We start from the raw sequence: 17808 nt of genomic DNA on the forward strand, positions 1-17808 counted from the left end.
TCATAAAGATTAGCGTTAGCAAAAATTGCCCTTGTAATCAACACCGATTACTAAAAGCGCCAATCAAGCTGCAAGCCACCAATATTGAGCTGCTCTGAATAGTGGCCAACCAAAGTATCGGCACTTACACCTTGCTTATTTATTGCCAAATCACCCACAAATAAATGCGCATAAGCACCATGAATGTGAATATTTTGAGAAAGCGCGTAAGTAAAACCAAAGGTCAGCCAATACCTATCACCATCCGGAATCCTAGGAGATCGGAGTTGCGCTCCAGAAACTGGACTTTGATCATATGCAAAGCCACTACGCAATGCCCATTTATTCGATTCTGATTGATAATTAGCGCCGAATGCATACCGCCAAGTATCACGCCAATTTAATGTTAATGTATCATCCGGTTGTATTGATGCAAAATCTGTTCTCAGCTCACGTATTAAACTCCAGTGCGTCCACAAAGCATCGGCCGACAAAGTCCAATGCGGTGTAATACGATAGGAAAAACCAAATAGCACATTATCGGGTAATGTTACGGAAGCCTTTGCGTGAGTATCAATGAACTGACCTCCTCGTGTAAACATGGCAGCATTATCTGGAACCGAGAAGTCTACTTTGCTATGCACATCATGTGATACTCGGGAACGATAACTGGCACCCAGACGAAAATTCTGAGTAAGTGCATAAAAAGCCCCAAAATTATAACCAAAGCCGACACTATCGCCTTTCAAAGAAACATGCCCATCATTTAATTGTGGCAGCGCGCCTTGACTGAAACACTCAGAAGGATTTCTGAATTGCACGCATATTGCGCCGAAATCTATCGCGTTGGTCAATGTCGTTTGCATATATTGCACATTAAAACCAACTCCCAATGAAAACTTTTCTGTTACTTTAAACGCAACCGAGGGATTAAAATTGATGTGCTTCAGTTCGGAATCCAATGCCTGATATCGCCCTTTCCAATCGGAATTGTAGCTATTCTTCATACCAAATAATGTATTGACCCCGAACCCAAGTGTTATCCGATTAGTCAATGGATGCACATAATACATATTGGGAATAAAAGCCCAATTCCCAGCATTTCCACCATCATTGCCTAGTAACGGGAAACTACGAGAAGCGGAACCAAAATGTGAACTATCATTGTGAAAATTAACTGATGGCGCAATCACATAACCCGCGACCGAAAGTAGCCTACTTTCGCTTTGACTCATCGCGGCAGGATTAAAAAATACTGTACTGGCATCACTAAAATTAGTCGGCGCACCAGAAAACGCTTGACCCATTTCCTTAGCACTTTGTTCCATCAGCGCAATACCACTACCGAACGCCGACATTGCCGGCCAAAGTAAGATACAGCCCAGGAAATTAAATATTCTATGCCAATAATATATAATGGCACGGTACGGTTGAATCATTGCTATTCCTGATAAAAATTTCACACCGTCAAATAAAGAAAGATCCGTGTTTTTTATTATCTGTTTTTCTCTACGGGTATAATCTGATTATGCAATCGGAAAGATAACTATTTAAACACTCAATAAAATGATTTGGAAGATATTTTTATCAATTAAGTATATTTAGATTCCTACGGAAATTATCATATAAACTCAATCCAGACTTGAAATGAAGGCTGAAGAAAAACAATCAGATCTAAATCACCTGGATAAAAATCACTTATCTGATCGGTCTAATCATTCCAATGCAGTGCTTGCAGAGCAAATCAAATTACTCTATTTTCAAACAAATAAGGCGCTAGCAGCCTCGTTATTGATATCTTTTGCCTACGCTTTCATTTTATGGGATCACATTTCTCAGCCGATATTACTGGGCTGGTTTTCCGCGATTTGTTTACTAACTTTCGCCCGATTCTTACTAGCAGCTACTTATTTTCACAAGAATCCCGACAATGCAGCATCTCTTCAGTGGGGTAATTATTTTCTTGTCGGCGTAGGGCTATCTGGAATTCTTTGGGGTATCGCTGGAGGAGCTTTCTTTGTTTCAGACGATATGCGGAATCAGCTGCTTCTTGCCTACATCCTGGGAGGAATGATTGCGGGCGCAATGGCTGCTTTATCTTCATACCCCGGTGCCTTTTTGCTATTCACAATTCCTGCTATCGCGCCTTATACTTATCGCATATTCACTCATCCGAATCATGATCACATCGTAATTGGCACTACCGTTTTGCTTTTCGCTTTTTTGATGTGGTGCATATCACGTCGACTGTATCAAACCATCATTGATTCATTAAATCTTCGATTTGAAAATCATGATTTGATTAATCATTTACAACAAGCACATAAATTACAGAACACTGTAAACTCAGAATTACAAACCCAGATTACCGAAAAAAATCTTACGCAACACGCATTGCAAGCATCAAAACTCGAACTCGAACAACGTATTCTAGAACGAACAGCCGAATTAGCTCTATCAAATGACCGCTTGTATCGCGAAAAAGAATTGTTCCAAGTTACTCTAGCCAGTATTGGCGATGCCGTCATCACAACAGATGCAATGGATCGAATCAACTATCTCAATCCAATCGCAGAAATATACACCGGATGGAATAGTGATAAGGTTCATGGTATTCCGATACAAGAAATATTCCGAGTTAAGGATATCATCAATCAGAATGTTATTGGAAATCCACTCTTTATTGATTTATCTTCAACCGGGACAGGCAAATCCAAAAAGAATCGGGAATGTATACTGACACGTAGGGACAAACATGAATTCATCATTGATTACTCGGTGGCGCCGATACGTGACCACCAAAACCAAATCATCGGTAGCGTATTGATTTTTCGCGATGTAACTGAACAACGTAAACTAACCGACAAACTTACTTATCAAGTCACGCATGACTCTCTAACCGGTTTGTTAAATCGCGGTGAATTTGAGAAGCGCTTAAGAAAAATACTCAAATCATTTCGCCAGTATGATGTTCATGCACTGTTATTCCTAGATTTGGATCAATTTAAGACCATCAACGACACTTGTGGACATAGTGCAGGCGATGATTTACTACGACAGGTCACCGCGCTGTTAAACTCTAAATTACGCACCAGAGACACGCTTGCGCGACTGGGCGGTGATGAATTCGGTGTTATTCTAGAGCACTGCCCTGAAGAAGAAGCTTTACAAGTTGCAAATACTTTACGGGAATTAGTACAGGATTTTCGTTTTCAATGGCACGATAAAACTTTCTCCATCGGTGTCAGCATTGGCCTCTATTCAATTAATCGCGCCAATCAGGCATTAGAAGATGTTTTGAATGCTGCCGATAATGCTTGTATGGCTGCTAAAAACCAAGGTCGGAATCAAGTACAGATCTATCGCGAAGAGGATTTTACGGCACAGGACAATAATGAAGCTCAATGGCTACCACGTATCCAGAGTGCCATAACAAATCAGAATTTATGTCTTTACTTCCAACCAATTGTTGCCATTTCCCATTCCAGTAACTTGAAGGAGCATGGTGAAATTTTAGTGCGGCTTTATGGCGAGAAAAATCAATTAATCCTACCAAATTCTTTCTTACCCGTAGCTGAACGCTATCACCAAATGCTAGAAATCGATCGTTGGGTCATTAAAGAATCGCTAGAGCTCATCAATATTCGACTTAAACAACAATCAAGAGGACTGTATGTTATCAATCTATCTGCACATGCCCTTAATAATGAAAACTTTCTAGATTATGTTGTCAACCACCTTAATCAACAAACTTTCCATGCTTCGAATATTTGCTTTGAAATTACGGAGAATATTGCACTTGCCGATTTACAACGCGCAGTAGAGTTTATTGGTGCACTCAAAAATTTAGGTTGTCATTTCTCGATGGATGATTTTGGTGGTAATCCATCTTCTTTCAGTTATTTAAAGAATATTCCTATCGATTACTTAAAAATTAATGGTCAGCTTATTAGAAACCTCCGCAATGATACAATTGATCGAGCCATGATCGAATCAATCAATCACATTGCACATCACATGAAATTAGAAACCATCGCAGAATGGGTTGAAGATATTCAAACACTACAGTTACTCGAGGAAATTGGTATCGACTATGTACAAGGATTTGGTTTAGCTAAGCCATACCTATTCTCCTCAGCAGCTCCGCAAAAACAATACATAATTCACTAGTTGGTAACAAGTTACCCCTTTAAGAATGGTTGGGGTTTTTCGGCTCGGCAAGACGAGTCTCCAATGCATCCGCTAAAGCACTCCGTTCGAGATTATTCATTTCAATACCTACATCTTTTAAAGCAACATCCAACACATATCGGATCGGTGAGTTTCTTTTAGTTTGCAATTGCATAACAGATTGATGCAGCACTACCATTTCTGAGAGTATCGGTATATTGCTTGTGTCCAGCTTTGGTCTATCTCCACTAGATTGATTCGATTCGGGATTTTCGTTCTGCATGCTATTAGTCCCACTTTCAAGCTGATTCTGATATTTATTCAGTAGGTTACTAAACTTTTCAAGTATTTCTGTATCATCAAGATCTGCAGAAGAGTCGTTTTCAAACATAATAATGTGCCAAATCAATAATTTTAAGAAAGTACAGAATCATTTAAATCATAATGTTGAATATGCAATCCCATTTGCTTATAGTTGCGGTAGCGCTCACGGGCATTCTCACTGTCTTGATTGGATAAATCCGCGATTTCAATCAATCGATCAAATTGTTCAAATAACGGCGGACATTGATCATGCAAATTCAATAAAACATCATAATCTTGATCTGAATGAATTTGATTGCTAATAATCGCGGGTGACAGCTTATATACTTGCTCATTGTCTTTACCTAGCGCTGAACAATGCGGCACAAAGCTAATTGCAGAAAAAGTCCACAGCAATTCATCCATCTTTTCCGCCAAAGCAACATCGGGGGTATAAATAAGCACTCGCATATTTTTCTGAAGCGCTTTAGCGCAAAGACGACAGGCTGTGACTAATTTGTCACGTGCACCAGAATAAAAATAAATCTGTGTCATTCACGTTAAAATGGCTAAATCAGTTCAAAAATTCCATCAAAATTAACTATTAACCTGCGATTGCGTCATCAAGAATTGACATAATAACGGAACAGGGCGTCCAGTAGAGCCCTTATCTTTACCTGATTTCCACGCAGTTCCGGCAATATCTAAATGAGCCCAACGGTATTTTTTTGTAAACCGTGACAAAAAGCACGCAGCTGAAATCGTTCCTGCGGCCCGACCACCAATATTTGCCATATCGGCAAAATTACTTTTCAGCAAATCTTGGTATTCATCCCACAAAGGCAACTGCCATGCGCGATCGCCAATTTTCTCACCGGCCGCCAATAATTCTTCCACCAAATCATCATTATTTCCCATTAATCCACTCGTAAAATTACCAAGCGCAATGACACAGGCCCCTGTCAGCGTGGCAATGTCAATCACTGCTTTGGGTTGAAAGCGTTCGGCGTAGGTCAAGGCATCGCATAGTATCAGTCTACCTTCCGCATCGGTATTTAAAATTTCGATTGTCTGCCCTGACATGCTGGTAACCACATCACCCGGTTTGGTCGCTTTTCCACTGGGCATATTTTCCGTTGTAGGGATAATACCGATAACATTAATGGGCAATTTCATTGCTGCAACAGCATACAGTGTCCCTAATACACTGCCTGCCCCACTCATATCGAATTTCATCTCATCCATATCTGCTGCCGGCTTAAGCGAAATTCCACCGGTATCGAAAGTGACACCCTTCCCTACCAGCACATAGGGATTATCTTTCTTCTCTAATCCGTAATATTCCAAAACAATCAATTTAGCTGGTTCATGACTACCTTGCGCAACAGACAAGAGCGATCCCATACCTAGTTTTTCCATATCTTTCTCATCAAGCACGTCGGCTTTAATTTTATGCGACTTGGCTAAATCTTTTGCCTGTTTAGCAAGATACGTAGGTGTACAAATATTCGGCGCCAAATTGCCTAAATCTTTTGCCAAATTCATTCCTTGTGCAATGGCCAACCCTTGGTGCATAGCACGCTCGCACACTTCGAGTTCAGCGCGATTCTCGATATAACAAATCACTTTCCGCAAGCTGCTCGTTTCATCATCAGGATTACTTTTAAGTCGATCGAATCGGTAATTGCTACCGACTACTTGAATCACAATCTGGCAAACTTTCCAATCGTTAGTACTTCTTTTCATTGAAAAATCAGACAGGAATAAAGCCACATCAGTTACTCCCGTTTTTTGCAAAGTGGATAAAATCGAGCCAATTACTCCTTGCAAGGATTTTTCATTGAATTCTTGCTCCTTACCCAACCCGACTAACAACACTCTTTTAAATAAAGTACCTGGAACATGATGTAATAATAGGCAAGTTCCAACTTTACCTTCCATGTCTCCTAAGGTCAGTAGATTTCTAATATACCCTTGAGAAGCTTTGTCCAGAATCTTCGCTGAATTAGCTAATTTCCTAGAATCAAAAACACCTACTACCGCACACGCACCCCTTTGTTTTTCAGCGTTTCCCACTTTAATTACAAAATCCACCTTAGACTCCTTTTTATGAAATTGTCCTAATTATTTTTCAAGATTAAGTAGCATAGCACTTCAACATTAAAAAGAATAACATCAAACATACAATCAGTTATGTTTCTAAGGAAAATAACCTCTTTTTCCTGCCCTACTCAAGCTAAGCATATGAATAACCTTTATACTATAATGACTGCTTATTGCTGATTGACCAATTAATGTATTTGAGTTGAGAGAATGATTAAGTGCTTGATGACAATATAAAACGTCGCCTAGATTTTTGCACCACACTACCTAGTCTGCCAGCAGTTGCTGTAAAAATCATTGAATTAGCCAATGATCCTGATGCAGATATCGGCACCGCATGCCAATACATCTCAATGGACCCAGTACTATCCGCCAAATTACTTAAAACAGCCAATGCACCTTTATACAAATCTCGGCGAGTTGCTACTAATATCCGACAAGCTGTTAGCATACTTGGCACCCACTCCGTTATCGTAATAGCACTCTCTTTCTCATTAAGCAATTCATTAATGAAGGGATCACGCACTGGATATTTGGCTTCTTTTAATCACGACAATTTCTGGCGCCGTTCCATCACTTCAGCGCTTGCCTGTCGTGCACTTGGAGAAAAGCTAAACTTAAGCTTTTTAGATGATTTATTGCTCGCAGGGCTAGTTCAGGAAATTGGCATCCTTATTTTTTCAGCAATCATGCCTGAAGAATATGAGCCACTCTATTCAGCGCACAAAAATCATGATTCATTGCTGAAAGCTGAGCGTAAAGTCTTTGGATTTGGGCATGATGAACTAGGTTATGCTTTGCTTAAAAAATGGCATATTCCTGACTATATTGCATTATGTTGCGTTGCCAGTCATGGCCATCCTGGTCCAAAAGATCACGGGCCTACACTGCAAGCCTGTGTTGCCACATCCCGTTATTTGGCTGGTTATTTTCTTTTTCCGCAAGAAACTGACAAGCTTGATAGCATGGTTGAGTCCGCGCACGAATGGCTAGGTGTGGATTGCGAAACATTACTTGAAGTCATCAAAATTATGGAAACCGGTTTAAAATCCATCGAAGATTTGTTTGATATCAGCATCTATGGATCGTTGGATGCTGCAACAATTATGTCCGAAGCAAAAGATTTATTAATAGTCCATAATTTAGCAAAAATTAAGGATTTAGAAGAAAAATCGCAACGAGATGGGCTAACAGGTGCTTATAATCGCCTTCATTTCGATGAAACGCTACTTCGTGAATTTCATTTATCCACGCAATACAAGTTACCCCTCACCATAGCTATTATCGATCTAGATTACTTCAAGCAGATTAACGACAGCTACGGCCATGCAGCGGGCGATGCACTCCTTACCGCAGTAGTAGGCGCGATCTTCGACCAAATACGTCAAGACGATACGCTCAGTCGTTTTGGTGGAGAAGAATTTGCTTTAATTTTACCCGGAACCACATTGGCTGCATCAAGAAATCTTATTTCACGCCTAAAAGATTCTATTTCAGCCATTAACTTCAAGGTCAATAACAATCGAATTGTTAATATCACAGCTTCAATCGGTGTAGCCTCGAATGAAGTAGACACGAACAATTTTCTTACGCCATTGGACATGATAAAAGCCGCCGACACTGCGCTTTATGCGGCCAAAAACTCTGGCCGCAATCGTATCATCGAATGGCATCCTTTGTTATCATCATTCAAATTTTAAAAAATTCTTCTGTCTTTTACATGAATCTAATCATCCAAGGTCTGGACGTCAACAATAGTGATTTACGTGCGATTGCAAAACTATCATTCGCCGATGGCATTGAAAAAATCACCGGGCAAGCTTTCCGCTTAACGCATGCAATGCATACGGAAAACAACATAGAAATTGCGGAATACTGTGCACAAGCGCAATTGGACTTTGCTTTCGTCGATCCAGCTCGTAAGCTGTCTGATTTCAAACTCATCGCCATGGATATGGATTCCACTCTCCTCGCGGTTGAAACCATAGATGAAGTCGCTGACATGCTGCATATCAAACCCCAGGTGGCTGAAATTACATTACAAACCATGCGTGGTGAAATAAGTTTTGAAGAAAGTCTGACTCGTCGTACTGCGCTTCTGGAAGGCCTGCATCAAGATATGTTACAAAGCGTGTATGACGAGCGCATCAAGCTAAGCCCGGGTGCCGAAAGAATGCTGCAACAAGCAAATAAACATGGTATAAAAACTATGGTCATTTCTGGAGGATTTACTTTTTTTACAGATCGCATTCAAGAAAAGTTACGATTAGATTTTTCGAGCGCTAACGTATTAGAGATCGAAAATGAAAAACTTACCGGAAAAGTAGTAGGGAAAATTCTCGGCAGGCAAGGCAAAGCTGAGAAACTCAGAGCGATCCAACAGCAACTCGGAATACAAAGTGCGCAAACAATTGCAGTCGGAGATGGTGCCAACGATTTGGATATGATGCTTGAAGCAGGAGTAAGTATCGCGTACCACGCCAAACCCATTGTCAAACAACATGCTACTTATGCCATCGACTATGTAGGACTGGATGGTATCATTAGTTTATTTGCTGGTGACTGAATTACACACCATCCGCATTAAAAACCGAAATACAAACCAGAGCAATATGCATATGCGTAAAAAACAAACTCAAGATTAACTTGACTTAATACTATCTCTATTCGTTTTTGTATGTTTATCGATTCCCATTGTCATCTTGATTTTCCTGATCTGGCCAAAGATCTGGATATACTGCTAGGAAATATGCGAGAAAATCAAGTCACGCATGCACTTTGTGTTAGCGTCGATTTGCCCAATTTCCCTCGCGTCCTTGCTTTAGCAGAGAAACACCAAAACTTGTTTGCTTCTGTAGGCATTCATCCTGATTATGAAAATCAACGTGAACCCAGTGCCGATGAATTGGCTGGATTAGCCGACCATCCTAAAATTATCGCTATCGGTGAAACTGGTTTAGATTATTACCGATTGCAAGGTGATCTGGAGTGGCAGCGGGAGCGTTTCCGCCAACATATTCGTGCCGCAAAAAAAATCCGCAAACCGTTGATCATACATACACGTTCGGCAGCAATCGATACATTACGTATTATGCAAGAGGAAGGCGCGCATGAAGTAGGTGGTGTAATGCACTGCTTTACTGAAAGCTGGGAGATTGCTGAGCAAGCCATCGCGATGAATTTCTATATCTCTTTTTCGGGTATCGTGACTTTCAAAAATGCCGTGACGCTCAAGGAAGTCGCCAAAAATGTTCCATTAAGCCGAATATTAATTGAAACAGACTCTCCCTATTTAGCACCGGTGCCTTTCCGTGGCAAAACCAATCAACCTGCATTTGTACGATACGTAGCTGAAGAAATTGCAAAACTTCGTCAAGTCCCTATAAATGAAATTGCTACCGCTACAACACACAATTTTTTTGATTTATTCAAACTCAACAAAAATGAATTGCAATCGCATTAAACTGAATTTTTTGACGATTTCAATTGCTGCAATCACATTTTTATTATCACTCAATGTCGCAGCGGATGTTCAAAGCGATTTCTTTCGTGCCATTGATAAGGATAGTCTATCGTTAGCTTCTGAGGCTATTAAAAACGGCGCCAATGTTGACCAGCCCAATCAGCAAGGCTATACACCACTGATGATTGCAGCACAAACAGATAATTTAAGGTTAACGAATTTCTTGCTGGAACTCAATGCAAACCCAAATCTGCGCAATCAACATGGTGAAACAGCAATTATGCTAGCCAGCTATTATGGCCGTACCGATATGGTAAAAGTACTCTATTCGAAAGGAGCGGAAATTCATCATGCTGGATGGAATCCGCTGATTTATGCATCAACCAATGGCTTTCTGGATGTTATGTGCTTCTTGCTTGATGCAAAAGCAGATATCAATGCGGTCTCTCCGAATGGTACAACCGCATTAATGATGGCTGTTAGAAGCAATCATTATGCCGCAGCAGAGCTATTGTTGGAACGCGGTGCCGATGTCAATATTCGCAATGAAAATGGCGAAAACTCGCTTAACTGGGCAGAAAAAGCAGGCTACTCTAGTATTGTCAGTTTATTAAAAAAACATGGCGCCACACAATAATTTGATTATTATCACTATATGCTTAGATAGAAAATGAAATCACTGCAAGGTAAAGTTGCACTTGTAACAGGTGCTTCCAGAGGCATCGGTGCAGCAATTGCGTTAGCGTTAGCTAGAAATGGCGCTAAAGTAGTCGTTAATTATGCGCAGAATCAATCGGCGGCTGACAGCGTATGCACAGAAATCCTCAAATGCGGCGGCGAATGTATCGCAGTACAAGCCGATGTCAGCGATCCAGTTGCAGTCAAAATGCTTTTTGCCAAATCCATCTCGCATTTTGGCACAATTGATCTGCTCATTAATAATGCAGGAATTCTAGTTTTTAAAGAAATAACAAATATTCAAGACGATGAAATGAATCGAATCATCGATATTAATTTCAAAAGCGTTTTCTATGCTTTACGAGAAGCCACTACTAAGATTTCTGATAATGGTCGGGTTGTAACAGTTTCTAGCACCGTAACACGTATGATGCTACCTAAATATGGGATTTATGCTGCGACTAAAGCTGCAATTGAACAATTAACGCGAACTTTTGCTTGGGAAATGGGGACACGCGGCATCACTGCGAATATCCTGTCACCAGGACCGGTCGATACGGAATTATTTCGGACAGGAAAAACGATTCAAGATATAGAGCGCATGTCGGCAATGGCTGCATTAGGCCGACTTGGAGAAGTCGATGACATTGCCCAAGCGGTTTTGTTTCTAGTCAGCGATGAAGCTCGATGGATAAATGGGCAAAATATCGCAATTAATGGCGGAATTATCTAAAAACCAAATCATGCTTGCGGAGAAATAAATGCGCATTGGCGTACCCAAAGAAATTAAAATTCACGAATCCCGCGTGGGACTAACCCCCGCTACGGTGCGCGAGCTAATTGCCAATGGGCATCAAGTAATGGTGCAAGAAAATGCCGGGTTACCGATCGACCTGGGAAATGATAAGTATCGCGAAGCTGGAGCACAAATAGTTGACACGCCCGAAGAAATTTTCGCACAAGCGGACCTAATCGTTAAAGTTAAGGAACCGCAGAAATCTGAAATCCCGTTGTTACGTGAAGGCCAGGTAATTTTTACTTACCTGCATCTGGCACCCGATCCGATTCAAGCTAAAGGCCTATTGAACTCTGGTTGTATTGCAATTGCTTATGAAACTGTCACAGATAAATCAGGAGGACTACCTTTGCTTGCACCAATGAGTGAAGTTGCAGGCCGCATGTCGATTCAGGCAGGCGCACATGCATTGGAGCTCAATCAAGGCGGGCGAGGTATTTTACTCGGCGGTGTTTCAGGCGTACCCCCAGCACAAGTCGTGGTCATTGGTGGTGGGGTGGTCGGAACCAATGCGGCCAGGATTGCGATGGGCATGGAAGCACACGTTACACTGCTCGAAAAATCGATCCCTCGCCTCCAGCAGTTGGATTCTTTATACGGATCAAGATTAAATACCATATTTTCGACCACCGATGCACTGGAAGAATACGTTACCACAGCAGATTTGATCATTGGTTCAGTATTGATTCCCGGCGGCGCAGCACCAAAACTGGTCAACCGCGAAATGGTAAGCCGTATGAAGCGCGGTTCGGTATTGGTTGATGTAGCTATCGACCAAGGCGGTTGCTTTGAAACTTCAAAACCAACTACATTGGCTGACCCAATTTTTACTGTTGATGAGGTGGTGCATTATTGCGTTTCCAATATGCCCGGTGCAGTCGCTCGTACTTCAACTTTCGCTTTGAATAATGCAACGCTGCCATTCGTATTAGCATTGGCCAATAAAGGCTATCGCAGAGCGCTTACCGATGATCAGTATTTTCGTGATGGTTTGAATGTGTATCGCGGACATTTAACGCATGCTGCCGTTGCACGGGACCTTGGTATAACGCACACAGATGCATTAAATGCGTTAATATAGTTCGTCACAACTTATTTTAAGAGTGAATACATCCAGTAAGATTAGCTAACAATACTCTTACTTACTGGGAAAAATGCGATAAAACTATTATGAAATATTTGCTTGCCTTAGCTTTGATTTTATTTTTTGCCAATACCCATGCAGTAGCCGAATGGAAAAAAATTGGCGAAAGTGAAAAAAGGGACGGCTACACAGCCTATGTCGATTTGACTTCAGCTCGGAAAGCAAACAATCGAGTCAAAATGTGGGTCCTTTTTGATTACAACAAAGAACAAAAAGTTTCTGGCTTTAATTTCTTGTCTGAAAAAATTCGCCGCGAATATGATTGTGAAGAAGAACAAATGCGAATGTTGTCCTTTGCACTTTTTAGTTGGAATATGGAAAAAGGAGACTTGGTGCGTTCCTATAACCAGCCTCAAAAATGGGAAAAGATTCAACCTCAGAGTATGAATGAATTAGAGTGGAAAGCCGCTTGCCATTCAACGATCAAATCATAAACACTTGAATTTGATACGCAGTTGCAGTTTCAAATTTTTTGCCAGAATTTCTGGCAACGGCAAGCAGGACCGCGCCTCTGCTCACCGCTACCGCTTCTTACACAAATATCCAGTTTGTACTAGCTCAACACACTAACATCATCCCAAGAAATCTGATCAGGATGCACACCCACCAACGTGATAGAAATACCAGGGCCGAAATCTACAATAAAATTATCGCCTTCCTGGCGAATTTCATGAATAAAGCTAGCCAAGTGATCTTTTGACGTTAAACCTAGCCCCGTATCGAATACCAGAGTATCGTCGTCAGAAAAGAAATCCCCAATTCTTAGATGACTCGCCTCGCGAATCACAAAATCATCAGACCCTCTGCCACCATGACAATCTTCACCACCACGAACAGCAATGAAATCGTCACCATCGGTTGGTAAATACTTGAGATCATCCTTCAATTCAAAGCCGTCACCAATCCATTGCTCAGAAATACGGTTGTATACACCGCTACCATCGGTATCGGCATAGCGCGTAATTTCCGTTCCGAATGGCTTGGGCTCGCGATGCTCCACCACACCATTTGCATCAACTGTATAAATATCATCCGCATCAATTGATTTTGATTGATATGAACCATCTTTAAATTCGAAAACCTGGGTAACCATACCATTATTGATCGTAAACTTGAATTGTTTATGACTTCCTGATTGAGGAGAGTCATCATTAAAATCATCGCTTCCAGAACTCATTTTTTTCTCCTAATTAGAATTAACTTAATTCCAATTAGATTACAGTGCATCGAGAAAAACAATGGTACAAATTCCCGATTATGCGGTGATACTTGTCATACACCCTACTCACTTACTGTTTGATTGGATTACGTTGCGCTGCTGTAAGTTGATTGCCCCAATCTGCAGGCAAATTTTGTACCCAGCCGTTATAAACCACCGGAATCGGTAATATCCCTTGCCCATCTATGCCTGTATTGGTTGCGATTACATCATCGCTAACTGTTGCACTTTGAGAAAACAAACCGATTCTACCAACCACAGCAGCATCGACAGGGCTTCCGTCACCGTTTGGATCGGGATCAACAACCAACATACGGTTAGAAAATTTACTGGAAACATAGGCATAATAACCGCCGCCTTTGGTCGGTTCGGTATTGAATGGCATATTTGTGGCGCCGGTAGGATAAATCAAACTGGTTCTGGTGTGTATAGTATTTGAATTGCCAGAAAAATGAACGATCCCGCCCCAAGGGGCGAGGAATTAAACCCGGTAGAGATTAAGAATAGCTCCATCACTAACAAAGTCCACGTGCAAGGTCACTCTGTAAATCTTGAACAGCTTCTAATCCAACAGCGATTCGCAATAATCCATCAGAAATACCCGCCGCATCACGGGCATCTTGGCTAATTCTCGCATGTGTGGTAGTAGCCGGGTGAGTTAACGTGCTTTTGGTATCTCCTAAATTAGCTGTTATCGAAATCAACTGAGTTGAATCAATTACTCGCCACGCCGCTTCCTTTCCACCTTTTACTTCAAAAGCAACAATACCTCCACCTGTTTTTTGTTGCTTCTTCGCAAGCTCATGTTGAGCATGTGATGCCAGTCCTGGATAAAACACCCTCACCACATTCGGCTGAGATTCCAACCACTGTGCCACTTTCAGTGCATGATTCGAATGTGCTTCCATGCGTACTTTGAGCGTTTCAAGTCCTTTCATGATCACCCAGGCATTAAACGCACTGAGTGTAGGACCAGTTGTACGCAAGAAACCAAAAATACCACCATCCATCAACAAATCTCGCTTACCTAATACGGCCCCACCCAACACTCTACCTTGCCCTTCCAAGTATTTAGTAGCGGAATGAATAACAATATCGGCACCTAATTCAAGGGGTTTCTGTAGCGCAGGTGTACAAAAACAATTATCGACAGCTAACCAAATCCCTGACTTCCGAGCTACGGCTGATAATGCGGCAATATCCGATATTTCTGTCAACGGATTGGAAGGAGTTTCAAGAAAAAAAAGTTTAGTATTCGGTTGAGTCGCGGCTTGCCATGAAGAAACATCCGTAGCCGATACAAAAGTGGTATCGATATTAAACTTTTTCAGAATATTATTAAACAGATTAACCGTAGAACCGAACAAACTTCTGGATGCAACAATATGATCGCCTGCAGCAAGCAAACCCATTACACATGAAAGTATCGCAGACATGCCCGATGAAGTGGCAATGCATGCCTCTGCTCCTTCGAGTACAGCAAGGCGTTCCTCAAAGGCCGTCACAGTAGGGTTGGTAAACCTTGAATAAATATTGCCTGGCTCACTACCGGAAAAACGGGCTGCTGCTTGCGCTGCACTATCAAAAACGTAACTCGACGTCAGATAGATTGCTTCTGAATGTTCGTTAAATTGACTGCGATGAATACCGGTATGCAGCGCGAGCGTTTCCGGTTGCAAATGATCAGACATATAGATGCGTCTCAAATAAATAATTAAAAATCTGACACCAAGCTTGTGATACGTGCTACATCAACTAAATAATTCTATTATGAATACATGAAGTTCAGAAAGATCTCAATCAGGAACCACCAGACTCAAGTCTAGCTGCGTATTAGGATGAGAACGTGTCAATGGCGGGCAAGCTCGCTGTAGCTCAATCCGCTTTAGGTATTCCGCAGTTACATCTTTAGTTAAATAGATTCCATCAAAACAAGAAGTTTCAAACTTATCCACTTTAGGTAGCGCCTTTGAAACAGCCAATTTAAGTGCATCCAAATCCTGAAACACCAGATAATCAGCACCAATCTCTTGGCAGATCTCATCCGTACTACGGTCTGTTGCGATCAATTCCTGCCTTGTCGGCATATCGATTCCATACACATTAGGAAATCTAACCGGAGGAGCCGCAGAGGCAAAATAGATTTTGTTAGCACCTGCTTCCCTACCCATTTGTACAATTTCACGGCTAGTCGTACCACGCACGATAGAATCGTCAACCAGTAAAACATTTTTCCCGCGAAATTCCACACTAATTGCATTAAGTTTTTGTTTGACAGATTTGCGCCGTAATTGCTGGCCAGGCATAATAAAAGTTCGCCCAACATAACGATTTTTTACAAACCCTTCGCGAAAGTTAACACCCAATTGATAAGCCAGTTGTAATGCACTCGGGCGGCTTGAATCCGGTATCGGAATTACTACATCAATATCCAAGTGATGCATGGATTTCTTAATTTTCTCAGCCAAATGCTCACCCATATTCAACCGCGCCTCATATACTGAAATACCATCCATCACCGAATCAGGGCGTGCCATATAAACATACTCGAATATGCAAGGATTCGAAGAATATTCCGTAGCACACTGTTTATTATAAAAATTACCAGCTTCATCAATAAAAATTGCCTCTCCCGGTTTAACATCCCGAATCAGTTTAAAACCAAGCGTATCTAATGCGGCACTTTCTGATGACACCAAAAATTCTGTTCCATATTCATTCTCTATCGAACCGAAGACTAATGGCCTGATACCAAATGGATCTCGAAACGCCAGTAATCCATACCCTGCAATCATAGCTACTACGGCGTAAGCACCTCGACAGCGTTTATGCACGCCAGCCACGGCAGTAAAAATAGCTTCAGGATCCAACTGATAATTACGCGTACTCGCTTGTAATTCATGCGCAAAAACATTGAGCAGCACTTCAGAATCGGAATTGGTATTAACATGACGTAGATCGGTTCGGAATAACTCCTCATTCAATTCCGCTGCATTCGTCAGGTTTCCATTGTGACCGAGAACTATACCGAATGGCGAGTTGACATAGAATGGTTGCGCTTCGGCTGTGGAGCTCACAGATCCGGCTGTCGGATAACGCACATGACCAATCCCCATATTACCAGCGAGAGCACGCATATTCCTGGTACGAAACACATCTCGCACCATACCAAGACCTTTATGCATATGGAAAGTATTGTGTTGCGCTGTAACAATACCACCCGCATCTTGTCCACGATGCTGTAGTGTTAGCAATCCATCATAAAGCAGTTGATTAACAGGCGATTGCGCAACTACACCCAAAACTCCGCACATAAAGAAACCTCATTCGTTTCAATTACTTGAACTGATCAATAACAAATAAAATTATCAAAAAGCACAAATAAGTTCTAAAAATCAATAACTCTCTTTTCTACTGAAATTAATATGTTGCGCTAGGTCTTCGGGTAACCAAGTTACAACCTGATTTGCCACCATTTCTAATGGCGCACTGAAATAGGCCTGCTGCCAAAACGATTGTGTCGGAATCTTCGTCAATCCAGCTATGAGCACAACGACAGTCACGATAATCAGTGCTCTTAAAAAGCCAAACAAAGAACCGAATAATCGATCGATAAACCCCAATCCGATATTCTTGATCAAAGCAGTCAATAACATCGTAAGTAATGCAGTATTCACTAATACCGTGAGAAATACCAGCACAAAAGTAACTAAAAACCGTAATGTCTCGCCTACAACAGCATCTGGAAGAAATTGTACAAAATAGGATGTATACGCGCCTGCTACAACAAATGCCGCAATCCAGCCAGCAATCGACAGCACTTCACGGACGAATCCTCGGGTGATACCTAAAATAACCGATACCAAAAAAATAACGCATACAACATAATCAAAAACAGTCATTGTCAAGAAATCGTTCTCGCGTATCAAAATCCTATGTTTCTAACAATAAAT

Annotated in this window: 17 protein-coding genes; 8 read left to right on the plus strand and 9 right to left on the minus strand. The window is 41.4% G+C overall.

Going from position 1 to position 17808, the window contains the following annotated elements; all coding sequences use genetic code 11:
* Positions 1-50: 50 nt before the first annotated feature.
* Positions 51-1418, minus strand: coding sequence for an OmpP1/FadL family transporter (locus tag W03_RS09390; protein ID WP_244072706.1), 1368 nt, complete (start codon positions 1416-1418; stop codon positions 51-53).
* A 208-nt stretch (positions 1419-1626) separates the two neighbouring features.
* Here W03_RS09390 and W03_RS09395 point away from each other — a divergent pair, with 208 nt between their 5' ends.
* Positions 1627-4149, plus strand: coding sequence for an EAL domain-containing protein (locus W03_RS09395; RefSeq protein ID WP_244072707.1), 2523 nt, complete (start codon positions 1627-1629; stop codon positions 4147-4149).
* Positions 4150-4168: 19 nt separating this feature from the next.
* Here the strand turns inward: W03_RS09395 and W03_RS09400 are convergent, their stop codons facing one another.
* From W03_RS09400 to W03_RS09410, 3 genes are read right to left on the minus strand one after another with little or no spacing between them, the layout of a single operon-like run.
* Positions 4169-4540 carry a hypothetical protein gene (locus W03_RS09400; protein ID WP_244072708.1) on the minus strand — a complete coding sequence of 124 codons (372 nt, stop codon included), beginning with the start codon at positions 4538-4540 and terminating at the stop codon, positions 4169-4171.
* 23 nt (positions 4541-4563) lie between these two features.
* The gene (locus W03_RS09405) at positions 4564-5007 is read right to left on the minus strand and encodes a DNA polymerase III subunit chi (RefSeq protein ID WP_244072709.1); all 444 of its coding nucleotides are present in this window, start codon (positions 5005-5007) and stop codon (positions 4564-4566) included.
* 42 nt (positions 5008-5049) lie between these two features.
* The gene (locus W03_RS09410; protein ID WP_244072710.1) at positions 5050-6546 is read right to left on the minus strand and encodes a leucyl aminopeptidase; all 1497 of its coding nucleotides are present in this window, start codon (positions 6544-6546) and stop codon (positions 5050-5052) included.
* A gap of 227 nt (positions 6547-6773) precedes the next feature.
* On the opposite strand from W03_RS09410, the gene W03_RS09415 reads away from it, so the two are divergent.
* From W03_RS09415 to W03_RS09445, 7 genes are all read left to right on the plus strand, one after another.
* Positions 6774-8255: a GGDEF domain-containing protein gene (locus tag W03_RS09415; protein ID WP_244072711.1), complete on the plus strand. Its 1482-nt coding sequence runs from the start codon at positions 6774-6776 to the stop codon at positions 8253-8255.
* A 20-nt stretch (positions 8256-8275) separates the two neighbouring features.
* The gene (gene serB / locus W03_RS09420; RefSeq protein ID WP_244072712.1) at positions 8276-9121 is read left to right on the plus strand and encodes a phosphoserine phosphatase SerB; all 846 of its coding nucleotides are present in this window, start codon (positions 8276-8278) and stop codon (positions 9119-9121) included.
* Positions 9122-9232: 111 nt separating this feature from the next.
* Positions 9233-10018, plus strand: coding sequence for a TatD family hydrolase (locus W03_RS09425; protein ID WP_244072713.1), 786 nt, complete (start codon positions 9233-9235; stop codon positions 10016-10018).
* Positions 10019-10028: 10 nt separating this feature from the next.
* Positions 10029-10655, plus strand: a complete 627-nt coding sequence (locus W03_RS09430; RefSeq protein ID WP_244072714.1) for an ankyrin repeat domain-containing protein — start codon at positions 10029-10031, stop codon at positions 10653-10655.
* A 33-nt stretch (positions 10656-10688) separates the two neighbouring features.
* Complete coding sequence (locus W03_RS09435; protein ID WP_244072715.1) at positions 10689-11429, plus strand: glucose 1-dehydrogenase; 741 nt, start codon at positions 10689-10691, stop codon at positions 11427-11429.
* A gap of 28 nt (positions 11430-11457) precedes the next feature.
* Complete coding sequence (ald, locus tag W03_RS09440) at positions 11458-12573, plus strand: alanine dehydrogenase (protein WP_244072716.1); 1116 nt, start codon at positions 11458-11460, stop codon at positions 12571-12573.
* 89 nt (positions 12574-12662) lie between these two features.
* Entirely contained in the window at positions 12663-13070 is a 408-nt protein-coding gene (locus W03_RS09445) for a surface-adhesin E family protein (RefSeq protein WP_244072717.1), read from the plus strand.
* Between the two features lie 119 nt (positions 13071-13189).
* On the opposite strand, the gene W03_RS09450 is transcribed toward W03_RS09445, so the two are convergent.
* The 5 genes from W03_RS09450 to W03_RS09470 all read right to left on the minus strand — a co-directional run bounded on the left by W03_RS09450 (position 13190) and on the right by W03_RS09470 (position 17757).
* Complete coding sequence (locus W03_RS09450) at positions 13190-13813, minus strand: hypothetical protein (protein WP_244072718.1); 624 nt, start codon at positions 13811-13813, stop codon at positions 13190-13192.
* Positions 13814-13925: 112 nt separating this feature from the next.
* On the minus strand, positions 13926-14240 hold the full coding sequence (locus W03_RS09455; RefSeq protein WP_244072719.1) for a hypothetical protein: 315 nt from the start codon (positions 14238-14240) through the stop codon (positions 13926-13928).
* Between the two features lie 130 nt (positions 14241-14370).
* Positions 14371-15546, minus strand: coding sequence for an O-succinylhomoserine sulfhydrylase (locus tag W03_RS09460; RefSeq protein ID WP_244072720.1), 1176 nt, complete (start codon positions 15544-15546; stop codon positions 14371-14373).
* 105 nt (positions 15547-15651) lie between these two features.
* A complete protein-coding gene (purF, locus tag W03_RS09465; RefSeq protein ID WP_244072721.1) occupies positions 15652-17169 on the minus strand; it encodes an amidophosphoribosyltransferase in 1518 nt (505 codons plus the stop codon).
* 81 nt (positions 17170-17250) lie between these two features.
* A complete protein-coding gene (locus W03_RS09470) occupies positions 17251-17757 on the minus strand; it encodes a CvpA family protein (protein ID WP_244072722.1) in 507 nt (168 codons plus the stop codon).
* Positions 17758-17808: the final 51 nt, after the last annotated feature.

The organism is Nitrosomonas sp. PY1 (genome assembly GCF_022836435.1).
Taxonomy (GTDB): domain Bacteria; phylum Pseudomonadota; class Gammaproteobacteria; order Burkholderiales; family Nitrosomonadaceae; genus Nitrosomonas.

Excerpts from the sequence above, each read along its gene's own strand:
- W03_RS09470 (WP_244072722.1), bottom strand. The coding sequence starts at position 17,757 with ATGACTGTTTTTGATTATGTTGTATGCGTTATTTTTTTGGTATCGGTT.
- W03_RS09435 (WP_244072715.1), top strand. The coding sequence starts at position 10,689 with ATGAAATCACTGCAAGGTAAAGTTGCACTTGTAACAGGTGCTTCCAGA.
- W03_RS09390 (WP_244072706.1), bottom strand. The coding sequence starts at position 1,418 with ATGATTCAACCGTACCGTGCCATTATATATTATTGGCATAGAATATTT.
- serB (WP_244072712.1), top strand. The coding sequence starts at position 8,276 with ATGAATCTAATCATCCAAGGTCTGGACGTCAACAATAGTGATTTACGT.
- W03_RS09425 (WP_244072713.1), top strand. The coding sequence starts at position 9,233 with ATGTTTATCGATTCCCATTGTCATCTTGATTTTCCTGATCTGGCCAAA.
- W03_RS09445 (WP_244072717.1), top strand. The coding sequence starts at position 12,663 with ATGAAATATTTGCTTGCCTTAGCTTTGATTTTATTTTTTGCCAATACC.
- W03_RS09460 (WP_244072720.1), bottom strand. The coding sequence starts at position 15,546 with ATGTCTGATCATTTGCAACCGGAAACGCTCGCGCTGCATACCGGTATT.
- W03_RS09400 (WP_244072708.1), bottom strand. The coding sequence starts at position 4,540 with ATGTTTGAAAACGACTCTTCTGCAGATCTTGATGATACAGAAATACTT.
- ald (WP_244072716.1), top strand. The coding sequence starts at position 11,458 with ATGCGCATTGGCGTACCCAAAGAAATTAAAATTCACGAATCCCGCGTG.
- W03_RS09450 (WP_244072718.1), bottom strand. The coding sequence starts at position 13,813 with ATGAGTTCTGGAAGCGATGATTTTAATGATGACTCTCCTCAATCAGGA.
- W03_RS09395 (WP_244072707.1), top strand. The coding sequence starts at position 1,627 with ATGAAGGCTGAAGAAAAACAATCAGATCTAAATCACCTGGATAAAAAT.
- W03_RS09405 (WP_244072709.1), bottom strand. The coding sequence starts at position 5,007 with ATGACACAGATTTATTTTTATTCTGGTGCACGTGACAAATTAGTCACA.
- W03_RS09455 (WP_244072719.1), bottom strand. The coding sequence starts at position 14,240 with ATGCCATTCAATACCGAACCGACCAAAGGCGGCGGTTATTATGCCTAT.
- purF (WP_244072721.1), bottom strand. The coding sequence starts at position 17,169 with ATGTGCGGAGTTTTGGGTGTAGTTGCGCAATCGCCTGTTAATCAACTG.